This is a genomic window from Streptomyces griseoviridis, assembly GCF_005222485.1.
In the GTDB taxonomy this organism is placed as follows: Bacteria; Actinomycetota; Actinomycetes; order Streptomycetales; family Streptomycetaceae; genus Streptomyces; species Streptomyces hintoniae.
On sequence record NZ_CP029078.1, the window covers coordinates 1,318,970 to 1,331,755 of the forward strand.

1 protein-coding gene (running past one end of the window) is annotated in these 12,786 nt (G+C 72.6%); it reads right to left on the minus strand.

The features are described from left to right. On the minus strand, window positions 1-12,735 hold the 5' portion of the coding sequence (locus DDJ31_RS05205; RefSeq protein ID WP_127181465.1) for a type I polyketide synthase. It extends 18,948 nt beyond the left edge of the window; 12,735 of the gene's 31,683 nt are visible here — the first part of the coding sequence; its start codon is at window positions 12,733-12,735; its stop codon lies beyond the left edge, outside the window. Between the last annotated feature and the right edge of the window lie 51 nt (window positions 12,736-12,786).

Here is a 12,786-nt window from a genome sequence, read left to right on the forward strand (position 1 = left end):
TCCGGGCTCGGCCAGGGCGCCGCTCACATGGGAGACGACGGGGATGCGGGGTGCCGCGAACGTGAGGTCCTCGACGACCTCGCGGAACTCCGCGAGCATCGGGTCCATCAGCGGGGAGTGGAAGGCGTGCGAGACCCGGAGCCTGCTGACTCGGCGCTCCTGGTCGCGGAAGACGTCGGCGATCGCCTCCACGGCTTCCTCGGAGCCCGAGATCACCACGGAGGACGGCCCGTTGACGGCCGCGATGGACACACTGCTGGTGAGGTGCGGGAGCACCTCGGCGACGGTGGCCTCGATCGCCGTCATGGCGCCGCCCTCGGGCAGTGCCTGCATCAGGCGGCCACGGGCGGCGACGAGAGCGCAGGCGTCCGGGAGGGAGAACACCCCGGCGACGTGCGCGGCGGCGACCTCACCGATGGAGTGGCCGGCCACGAACTCGGGCCGCACGCCCCATGATTCGACCAGCCGGAACAGCGCCACCTCGACGGCGAACAGCCCCGCCTGGGCGTACTCCGTCCGGTTCAGCAGCTCGGCGTCCTCGCCCCAGACGACGTCACGGAGCGGACGCTCAAGGTGTTCGTCGAGACCCGCGCACACGGCGTCGAACGCCTCGGCGAAGACCGGGAACCGGGTGGACAACTCCGCACCCATGCCGAGCCGTTGCGAGCCCTGGCCCGAGAAGAGGAAGGCTGTGCGACCAGCGCCGGCCGTGCCCTCCACGACTGCGGCGTCCGACTCGCCGGCCGCCAGCGCGGCGAGCGCCTCAAGTGCCGTCGGCTGATCGTCGGCCAGGACCACCGCACGGTGGTCGAACGCCGACCGCCGGGTCGCCAGCGAGAACGCCACATCCAGCGCGGAATCCGCCGAACCCCCGGACAGGAACTCCGCGAGCCGTCCGGCCTGCGCCCGCAGCGCCTCCTCCGACCGGCCCGAAAGCAGCCACGGAACAACCCCCGAAACCACCGGAGCCGCCACTTCGACACTCTGCGGCTCGGGCTGCTCCAGGATCACGTGGGCGTTGGTCCCGCTGATACCGAACGAGGAGACACCCGCCCGGCGGAGTCGTCCCTCCCCCGACCAGTCGCGGTCGTCGGTGAGGAGTTCCACGGCACCCGCCGACCAGTCGACGTGCGAGCTGGGCGCGTCCACGTGCAGGGTGCGCGGCAGCACACCGTGCCGCATCGCCATCACCATCTTGATGACACCCGCCACACCGGCCGCGGCCTGCGTGTGACCGATGTTGGACTTGATCGACCCGAGCAGCAACGGCCGCTCACCATCAGCACGTTGACCGTAAGTGGCGAGCAGCGCCTGAGCCTCGATCGGGTCACCCAGCGTCGTACCCGTACCGTGCGCCTCGACGACATCGACCTCCGACGCGGACAGGCCACCACTCGCGAGCGCCTGCCGGATCACCCGCTGCTGCGACGGCCCGTTCGGCGCCGTCAGACCATTGGACGCCCCGTCCTGGTTCACCGCCGAACCCCGCACCACCGCCAACACCCGGTGACCGTTACGCCGAGCATCCGACAGCCGCTCAAGGACCACCATGCCGACACCCTCGGACCAGCCGACGCCGTCGGCCGCGTCCGCGAACGAACGGCACCGGCCGTCCGCCGAAAGGCCGCCCTGACGGGAGAACTCCACGAACGTCGTCGGCGTCGACATCACCGTCACACCACCGGCCACCGCGAGCGAGCACTCGCCCGAACGCAGCGACTGCGCCGCCCAGTGCATGGCGACGAGAGACGACGAGCACGCCGTGTCCACCGTCACCGCAGGGCCCTCGAAACCGAACGTGTAGGAGACCCGGCCGGAGGCCACGCTGCCCGCGCTGCCGCTGCCCTGGTAGCCCTCGAACTCGGGGCCCGCAAGCAAGTTGGCGTAGTCGTGGTACATGACGCCGGCGAAGACGCCGGTCTGGCTGCCGCGCAGGGTGGCCGGGTCGATGCCGGTCCGCTCGATTGCCTCCCACGTCGTCTCAAGGAGCAGCCGCTGCTGGGCGTCCGTGGAGACCGCCTCGCGCGGGCTCATCCCGAAGAACTCGGGATCGAAGTCGGTGGCGTCGTGCAGGAACCCACCCGAGCGCGTGTAGGACGTGCCGGGCACCTCCCGGTCCGGGTTGTAGAGCGCGTCCACGTCCCAGCCGCGATCCGCCGGGAACTCCGAGACCGCGTCCACCCCTTCGGACACGAGCCGCCACAGGTCCTCGGGCGAGGCGACTCCGCCGGGGTAGCGGCAGGCCATGCCGACGATGACGATCGGGTCGTCCGTCACGGACGGCAGCGCCGACACCGGCACGACGGCCGTCGGCTCGACGGCGCCGAACAGTTCGTCCAGGAGATAGCCGACCAGCGTGTGCGCGGTCGGGTAGTCGAAGACGACCGTGGCAGGCAGCCGCAGACCTGTCGACTTGCCGAGCCGGTTGCGCAGTTCGACCGCCGTCAGCGAGTCGAACCCGAGATCCTGGAAAGCCCGGTCGGGGTTGACGGTCTGGGCACCGGAGTGACCGAGGACGACCGCGATCTGGCCGCGCACCAGGTCGAGCAGCACCTCGCGGCGCTCCTCCGTGCCGAGCGCCTCCAGACGCTGCACCAGTCCGGCCGTAGCCGCCGAACCACCGGCCGCGGAACGGCGCTTGCGGGTGCGGACGAGTCCACGGAGCAGTTGGGGAATGTCGTCCTGGCCGCGCAGTGCCGCGAGGTCGAGACGGACGGGCAGAACGACCGGCTCTCCGGAGGCGAGGGCCGCGTCGAACAACGCGACGCCCTCCTCCGCCGTGACCGCCGGAAGACCCGACCGCGCGATCCGGCGCCGATCCGTCTCCGACAGACCCTCCGTCATCCCCGCGTCCTGCGCCCACGGACCCCACACCAACGACACCGCCGGCAACCCCAGACCACGCCGATGCGCCACCAACGCGTCAAGGAACACATTCCCCGCCGCATACGCACCCTGACCCGCACTACCGAACGCCCCCGCCACCGACGAGAACACCACAAACGCGTCAAGGTTCTCCGTCGCCCGGTGCAGGTTCCACGCCGCATCCACCTTCGGACGCAGCACCTTCCCAAGACGCTCCGGAGTCAGGGACTCGACCATGCCGTCATCGAGAACGCCCGCCGTGTGCACGACCGCGCGCACCTCGTACCGGGACACCAACTCGGCGACGGCATCGGCGTCCGCGACATCACACGCCTCCACCGACACCCGCGCACCCGACTCCGACAACTCCGCGACCAACTCGGCCACACCATCGGCGGCCGAGCCGGAACGGCTCACCAACAGCACATCCCGCACACCGCGTTCGGCCACCAGATGCCGGGCCACGATCCGACCAAGACCACCCGTACCGCCCGTCACCAACACCGTTCCCTCGGAGGGGAATTCGGTCGTCGGGGCGTCGGCGTCGGGGAGGGCGCGGGTCAGCCTCGGCACCTGGACCTCGCCACCGCGCAGGGCGGTCTCCGACTCGTCCACGGCGAGGGCGGCGAGCAGCGCCTCCCGGTCCGTGACGTCGTCGGCGTCCAACAGGGCGAAGCGGCCCGGGTGTTCCAGTGCGGCGGAGCGCACCAGGCCCCGCACGGGAGCGGCGGTCAGATCAGTGACGGCGGTGACGAACACCAGTCGGGAGTCGGCGCACCGCTTCTCCGCCAGCCAGGAACACACCAGTGCGAGCGCCCGTTCGGCGGCGGCGTGCGCGCCCTCGACGACCTCGGTGCCGGTGTACTCGGGGACTCCGACGAGCACGACGTCAGGGACGTCGGCGGTGGCCACGAGCGCCTCAAGGTTCTCGTGGCGGGTGAAGCCTTCGATACCGTCGCCCAGCGCCGCCACCGCATCGGCCTCGACGCGCGCGCCGGTCGACCGCGCGGGAACCCACTCGACGCGGTAGAGCGGCTGGGAGGTGTCGGAGGCCGGTGCGTTGGCGCCGGCCGCGCGGACGGTCAGGGAGTCGACGGAGGCGACGGGCGCGCCGGTCGGGTCAGCGAGCTGGACGCCGAGGGTGTCGTCGCCCGTCCTGGTCAGCTGGACCCGGAGCGCGGACGCGCCCGACGCGTGCAGTGACACGCCCTCCCAGACGAACGGCACACCGCTCGGGGCGTCGTCGTCACCGAAGGCGAAGGAGGCGTGCAGGGCCGCGTCGAAGAGGGCCGGGTGCAGGCCGAAGGGGGTGCCGTCGACACCGTCGGGCAGGGCGACCTCGGCGAAGACGTCGTCTCCGCGCCGCCAGGCGGCCCGCAGGCCCTGGAAGACGGGGCCGTAGCGGAGTCCGGCCTCGGCGAGGCGTTCGTAGCTGTCGGTGAGGTCGACGGGGGCCGCGTCCTTCGGCGGCCACACCGTGGCGTCGAAGTCCGTGGGCGTGGCGGCCGGGGCGAGGATGCCCTCGGCGTGCGGGGTCCAGAGCCGGCGTTCGCCGCCGTCGCCCTCGTCGTCCCTGGAGTGGATCGCCACCGTGCGGCGGCCGGAGTCGTCGGGTGCGCCGACGCTCACCTGGATGCGTACGGCGCCCCGCTCGGGGAGCACCAGCGGTGCGGCGAGGGTCAGTTCCTCGACGGTGTCGCAGCCCGCCTCGTCGGCGGCGCGGACGGCGAGTTCCAGCAGGGCCGTGCCGGGCACCAGGACGGCGCCCTGGACGACATGGTCGGCGAGCCAGGGGTGGGAGCGCGTCGACAGCCGTCCGGTCATCACCAGGCCGTCGGCACCGGCGAGTTCGACGGCGGCGCCGAGCAGCGGATGCCCGGCCGCGCCGATGCCGGCCAGCCGGATGTCACCGGTCGCGGTGGTGGTTCCCGTCGGCCAGAAGTACTCGTGCTGGAAGGCGTAGGTGGGCAGGTCGACCGTCCTGCCGCCGGTGCCGTCGAGGACGGCGGCCCAGTCGGCGGCGCAGCCGAGCACATGCAGGTGGGCGAGCGCTGTGAGGGCGACGGTGACCTCGTCGCGGTCCTTGCGCAGGAGCGGTACGAAGACGGCGTCGGCCGCGTCGTCCACGCTGGCCCGTGCCATTCCGCTCAGGACACCGTCGGGGCCCAGCTCCACGAAGCGGGACACACCTTCCGACAGGAGCGCCCGGACACCGTCGCCGAAGCGCACCGCCTCACGGACATGCCTCACCCAGTAGGCTGGGCTGGCCAGTTCACCGGACTCGGCAAGCCGCCCGGTCACGTTCGACACGACCGGCAGACGGGGTTCGCTGAACGTCAGCCCCTCGACCACCTCGCGGAACGCGTCGAGCATCGGCTCCATCAGCGAGGAGTGGAAGGCGTGCGAGACGCGGAGCTTGCTGACCCGGCGACCCTGCTCGCGGAAGACACCCGCGACCGAGTCGACCTCCGCCTCAACGCCCGAAACCACCACCGACGTCGGCCCGTTGACGGCCGCGACCGACACGCCCTCCACGGACTCCAGGTACGGAAGCACCTCCGCCTCGGTCGCCTCGATCGCCGTCATCGCGCCACCCTCGGGCAGCGCCTGCATCAAACGACCACGAGCAGCGACCAGAGCACAGGCGTCCGGGAGGGAGAACACCCCGGCCACATGCGCGGCGGCGACCTCACCGATGGAGTGGCCGGCCACGAACTCAGGCCGCACGCCCCACGATTCGACCAGCCGGAACAACGCCACCTCGACCGCGAACAGCCCCGCCTGCGCGAACGCCGTCCCGTTGAGAACCGACTCGTCCTCACCCCACACCACATCGCGCAGCGGACGCTCCAGGTGCGCGTCCAGACCCGCGCACACCGCGTCGAACGCCTCCGCGAAGACCGGGAACCTGGCGTACAACTCGCGTCCCATGCCGAGGCGTTGGGAGCCCTGGCCCGAGAAGAGGAACGCGGTGCGGCCGGGCTCGTTCGCGCCGACGACGGCCGCGGGGTCGGGCTCGCCGACGCAGACAGCGGCCAGGCCGCGGACGGCGGTCTCCCGGTCGTCCGTCAGGACCACGGCACGGTGGTCGAAGGTCGAGCGCTGGGTGGCGAGGGAGAGCGCCAGGTCCACCGGGCGGAGCGCCGGGTCGGCCTCCACCTGGGCCAGCAGCCGGGCGGCCTGGGCGCGCAGCGCCTCCTCCGTGCGGCCGGACAGCGCCCAGGGCACGATCCCGGGAGCCAGTGAGGCGACGCCTTCTCCCGTGCTCGGGATCTCGGCGGCCGGCTCGGGCTGCTCCAGGATCACGTGGGCGTTGGTCCCGCTGATACCGAACGACGACACACCGGCCCGGCGAAGACGCTCCTCCCCCGACCACTCGCGGTCGTCGGTGAGGAGTTCCACGGCACCCGCCGACCAGTCGACGTGCGAGCTGGGCGCGTCCACGTGCAGGGTGCGCGGCAGCACACCGTGCCGCATCGCCATCACCATCTTGATGACACCCGCGACACCGGCCGCGGCCTGCGTGTGGCCCAGGTTCGACTTCACGGAGCCCAGCCACAACGGCCTTTCCTCGTCGCGGCCTTGGCCGTAGGTGGCGAGGAGCGCCTGCGCCTCGATCGGGTCACCCAGCGTCGTACCGGTGCCGTGCGCCTCGACGACGTCCACCTCGGACGCCGAGAGGCCACCACTGGCGAGTGCCTGCCGGATCACCCGCTGCTGCGACGGCCCGTTCGGCGCCGTCAGACCGTTCGACGCGCCGTCCTGGTTGACCGCCGAACCCCGCACCACCGCCAGCACCCGGTGACCGTTGCGCCGAGCGTCCGACAGCCGCTCAAGGACCACCATGCCGACACCCTCGGACCAGCCGACACCGTCGGCCGCGTCCGCGAAGGAACGGCACCGGCCGTCGGAGGAGAGTCCGCCCTGACGGGAGAACTCCACGAACGTCGTCGGCGTCGACATCACCGTCACACCACCGGCCACCGCGAGCGAGCACTCCCCCGAACGCAGCGACTGCGCCGCCCAGTGCAGTGCCACCAGGGACGACGAGCACGCCGTGTCGACGGTGACCGCCGGGCCCTCGAAGCCGAACGTGTAGGAGACGCGGCCGGACGCGATGCTGGGCGCGCTGCCGTTGCTGCGGAAGCCCTCGTACTGCTCGTCGGCGAGCAGGTTGCCGTAGTCGTTGTACATGACGCCGGCGAAGACGCCGGTCTGGCTGCCCCGGAGGGAGACCGGGTCGATGCCGGTCCGCTCGATGGCCTCCCACGTCGTCTCGAGGAGCAGCCGCTGCTGGGCGTCCGTCGCGGCGGCCTCGCGGGGGCTCATGCCGAAGAACTCGGGGTCGAAGGCGCCGGCCTCGTGGAGGAAGCCGCCGGCCTTGGTGTAGGTGGTGCCGGACGCCTCACGGTCGGGGTTGTAGAGGGCGTCGACGTCCCAGCCTCGGTTCACGGGGAACTCGGAGACGGCGTCGACGCCTTCGGAAACGAGCCGCCAGAGGTCTTCGGGCGAGGCGACTCCGCCGGGGTAGCGGCAGGCCATGCCGACGATGACGATCGGGTCGTCCGTCACGGACGGCAGCGCCGACACCGGTACGACGGCCGTCGGTTCGATCACGCCGAACAGTTCGTCCAGCAGGTAGCCGACCAGGGCGTGGGCCGTGGGGTAGTCGAAGACGACGGTGGCGGGCAGCCGCAGACCTGTCGACTTGCCGAGCCGGTTGCGCAGTTCGACCGCTGTCAGCGAATCGAAGCCGAGGTCTTGGAAGGCGCGGTTCGGGTCGACAGTCTGGGCGCCCGCGTGGCCGAGGACGACCGCGATCTGGCCGCGCACCAGGTCGAGCAGCACCTCGCGGCGCTCCTCGGTGCCCAGTGCCGCGAGTCGCTGCACGAGACCGGCCGTCGCCGCCGTACCGCCGGCCGCCGAACGCCTGGTCCTGCGTCGGATCAGGCCGCGCGTCATCGGGTGCGGGTCGGCCTGCTCGCGCAGGGCCGCGAGGTCGAGGCGGGCGGGCACGACGGCGGGGGCGCCGGTGGTGAGGGCGGCGTCGAACAGTGCGGTGCCCTGCTCGGGGGTCAGTTCGGGCAGGCCCGCGCGAGCGATGCGGTGGACGTCGGTGTCGGAGAGGGTGCCGATCATGCCGGCGTCCTGCGTCCAGGGGCCCCAGGCGAGGGAGGTCGCGGGCAGGCCGAGGGAGCGGCGGTGGTGGGCGAGGGCGTCGAGGAAGGTGTTGCCGGCCGCGTAGTTGGCCTGTCCTGGGCCGCCGAGGATGCCGGAGAGGGAGGAGAAGAGGACGAAGGCGTTGAGGCCGCGTTCCTTGGTCGCGAGGTGGAGGTTCCAGGCCGCGTCCGCCTTCGGGCGCAGCACCCTCGCCAGACGTTCCGGGGTCAGGGACTCGATCGTGCCGTCGTCCAGGAGACCCGCCGAGTGCACGACCGCCCGCACCTCGTACCGGGACACCAACTCGGCGACGGCATCGGCGTCCGCGACGTCACACGCTTCAACGGAGACCCGCGCACCCGACTCCGACAACTCCGCGACCAACTCGGCCACACCATCGGCGGCCGAACCGGAACGGCTCACCAACAGCACGTCCCGCACACCGCGTTCGGCCACCAGATGCCGGGCCACGATCCGACCCAGACCACCCGTACCGCCGGTGATCAGTACGGTCCCGTCCTCGCGGTCCCACCGCGGGCCCGCGTCCTCACCCGGGACAACCCTGGCGAGACGCGGCACCCGCACCCCGCTCACACCGACGGACGTCTCCGGCTCACCCGTGGCGACAGCAGCCGCCACCAGGCCGGCGTCCGAACCCTCCGCCAGGTCCAACAGACCGAAGCGGCCCGGGTGTTCGGAGATCGCCGAGCGCACCAGACCCCACACCGCGGCCCCGGCCAGCTCACTCCCGTCCACCGCACCCGACGACACGAACACCAGACGCGAATCCGCCAACCGCTCCTCAGCCAACCACGAACGCAGCAACTCCAGAGCCCAGTTGGCGAAACGGTGCACGTCACCTGGCACGTCGGTGCCGTCGCCGTCGGGGACGCCCACCAGGACCGTCTCCGGGATCTCGCCGACCGCGGCCAGCGCTTCAAGGTGCTCGTACCGGTCACCCGGCAGGTCGGAGAGGCCGGCGCCCAGTAGCGCGAACGGGCCGGACTCGGTGTCGGCGGCGCCCGCGGGGACCCAGTCGACCTGGAACAGCGCGTCGCGGGTCAGCGCGTCCGCGCCCGGCGTCCCGGAGGCGACGGCGCGCAGCACCAGGTTCTCGATGCTGGCGACCGGTGCGCCGGCCTCGTCGGCCACGGCGACCGTCGCGGACTCGTCGCCTGTCCTGGTCATCCGGACCCGCACGGCGCGGGCGCCCGAGGCGTGCAGGCACACCCCTTCCCAGGAGAACGGGACCACTCCCCTGGCGAGCCCGGCGAGTGCCGAGATCTGGAGGGAGGCGTCGAGGAGCGCGGGATGCAGTCCGAAGTCGGTGCCGTCGACGCCGTCGGGCAGGGCGACCTCGGCGAAGACGTCGTCGCCGCGCCGCCAGGCGGCCCGCAGGCCCTGGAACAGCGGCCCGTACGCGTAGCCGCCTTCGGCCATGCGCTCGTAGAGGCCGGTGATGTCGAGGGGTTCGGCGTCGGCGGGGGGCCAGACCGTGGTGTCGAAGTCGAGGGTGCGTTCGCCGGGCGCCAGGACTCCGGTGGCGTGCTCGGTCCAGGACTGCTGGTCGTCGGCGCCCTCGGCGCGGGAGCGGGCGGTGAGGGAACGGCGCCCTGACGGGTCGGCGGGACCCACGTGCAGGTGGAGCTGGACGCCGCCCTGCGCGGGGAGGACGAGGGGCGCGGCGAGGGTCAGCTCCTCGACGCGGTCGCAGCCGACCTCGTCACCGGCCCTGACCGCGAGTTCGACGAAGGCGGTGCCGGGCAGCAGGACGTTGCCCATGACGGCGTGCTCGGCGAGCCAGGGGTGGGTGCGCAGGGAGAGCCTGGTGGTGAGCAACAGGCCGCCGGTGTCGGAGAGTTCGACGGCCGCGCTGAGGAGGGGGTGGGCCGCCGACCGGAGTCCGGCGGACTCGACGTCACCGGCGGCGGAGACCGTGGGGACGGGCCAGTAGCGTTCGTGCTGGAAGGCGTAGGTCGGCAGGTCGGTGAGCTGGGCGCCGGTGCCGGCGAGGACGGCCGTCCAGTCGGCGGTGACACCGGTGGTGTGGAGCCGGCCGAGCGCGGCGAGGGCGGTGGCCTCTTCGTCGCGGTTCTTGCGCAGGAGCGGGACGAAGACGGCGTCGGCCGCGTCGTCCACATTGGCTCGTGCCATCCCGCTCAGGACACCGTCGGGGCCCAGCTCCACGAACCGGGACACACCCTCCGCAAGGAGCGCCCGGACACCGTCACCGAAACGCACCGCCTCACGGACATGGGTCACCCAGTAGGCGGGGCTGGCCAGTTCACCGGACTCGGCGAGCCGCCCGGTCACGTTCGACACGACCGGCAGACGGGGCTCCGAGAACGTCAGCCCCTCGACCACCTCACGGAACGCGTCGAGCATCGGCTCCATCAACGGCGAGTGGAAGGCATGCGAGACCCGCAGCTTGCTGACCCGCCTGCCCTGCTCGCGGAAGGCGCCGGCGATCGACTCGACCTCCGCCTCAACGCCCGAAACCACCACCGACGTGGGCCCGTTGACGGCCGCGACCGACACACCCTCCACGGACTCCAGGTACGGGAGCACCTCCGCCTCGGTCGCCTCGATCGCCGTCATCGCACCACCCTCGGGCAGCGCCTGCATCAGGCGGCCACGGGCGGCGACGAGAGCGCAGGCGTCTTCCAAAGAGAACACCCCGGCCACATGGGCCGCCGCGACCTCACCGATCGAATGCCCGGCCACGAACTCAGGCCGTACACCCCACGATTCGACCAGCCGGAACAACGCCACCTCGACCGCGAACAACCCGGCCTGCGCGAACGCCGTCCCGTTGAGAACCGACTCGTCCGCACCCCACACCACATCGCGCAGCGGACGCTCAAGGTGCGCGTCCAGACCCGCGCACACCGCGTCGAACGCCTCCGCGAAGACCGGGAACCTGGCGTACAACTCACGCCCCATGCCCAGGCGTTGGGAGCCCTGGCCCGAGAAGAGGAACGCGGTGGAGCCGGGGCGGGTGGTGTCCTCCAGGACCGCCGGGTGGGGTGTGGCGGTGGCGAGGGCGCTGAGGGCGGCCTCGGTGGCCTCCGGGTCGGTGGCGAGGACGACCGCGCGGTGCGGGAAGGGGGCGCGGCTGGTGGCCAGGGAGAGCGCGATGTCGGCGGGGCGCGGCGGCGGGGTGGTCGTGAGGCGGGTGCGCAGGCGGGCGGCCTGGGCGCGCAGGGCCGCGTCCGAGCGGGCGGAGAGCGGCCAGGGCGTGACGGTCGGCTCGACGGTCACGGTCGGGACGTCCGCCGGGGTGTCGGCGTCGGGCTGCGGGGCGTCGGACTCGTCGGGCGTCGCGTCGGTGGCCTGTTCCAGCAGGACGTGGGCGTTGGTGCCGCTGATGCCGAAGGCGGAGACGCCCGCGCGGCGGGGGTGGTCGGTGTCGGGCCAGTCGGTGGCCTCGGTGAGGAGTTCGACGGCGCCGGCCGTCCAGTCGACGTGGGAGGTGGGGGTGTCGACGTGGAGGGTGGCGGGCAGGACGCCGTGGCGCATCGCCATGACCATCTTGATGACGCCGGCGACACCGGCGGCGGCCTGCGCGTGGCCGATGTTCGACTTGATGCCGCCGAGGCGCAGGGGGTGGCCCTCGGGGCGGTTCTGGCCGTAGGTGGCGAGCAGGGCCTGCGCCTCGATGGGGTCGCCGAGGGTGGTTCCGGTGCCGTGTGCCTCCACGGCGTCGACCTGGTCGGCGGCGAGGCGGGCGTCGGCGAGGGCGGCTTGGATGACGCGGCGCTGGGAGGGGCCGTTGGGGGCGGTGAGGCGGCTGCTGGCGCCGTCCTGGTTGACGGCGGAGCCGCGGACCACGGCGAGGACCGGGTGGTTGTTGCGGCGGGCGTCGGAGAGGCGCTCGACGAGGAGGACGCCGACGCCCTCGCCCCAGGAGGTGCCGTCGGCGGAGTCGGCGAAGGGCTTGCAGCGGCCGTCGGCGGCGAGGCCGCGCTGGCGGGAGAACTCGGTGAAGAGTTCGGTGGTCGGCATCATGGCGACGCCGCCGGTCAGGGCGAGGGAGCATTCGCCCGCGCGCAGGGCGCGGACCGCGAGGTGCAGGGCGACGAGGGAGGAGGAGCAGGCGGTGTCGACGGTGACGGCGGGGCCTTCGAGGCCGAGGGTGTAGGAGATGCGGCCGGACAGGACGCTCATGGCGCCGCCGGTGAGGTTGTGGCCCTCGGTCTCCTCGGTGGTGCGGGCGAGGGAGCCGTAGTTGGTGTCGGCGCCGCCGACGAAGACTCCGGTGTCGGTGTTGCGGAGTGCGGCGGGGCTGATCCGGGCGCGTTCGACGGCCTCCCAGGCGGTCTCCAGGAGGAGGCGCTGCTGCGGGTCCATGGCGAGGGCCTCGCGGGGGGCGATGCCGAAGAGGTCGGCGTCGAAGTCGGCGGCGCCGTCGAGGAATCCGCCTTCGCGGACGTAGCTCTTGCCGGGGGTGCCCGGGTCCGGGTCGTAGAGGCCGTCCAGGTCCCAGCCGCGGTCTCCGGGGAGGGGGCCGACGGCGTCGGTGCCGTCGGCGACCAGCCGCCACAGGTCCTCAGGTGAGCGGACACCGCCGGGGAAGCGGCAGGCCATGCCGATGACGGCGATGGGCTCGCTCTCCCTGGCCTCGACCGACTCCAGCCGCTGCCGGGTGCGGCGCAGATCGGCGGTGACCTTCTTGAGGTAGTCGCGGAGCTTGGCTTCGGAGCTTGCCATGGGGTGGATCCTCTGAGTTCGAGAAGGACGCGGTGGCCGGACCGGGGGGCG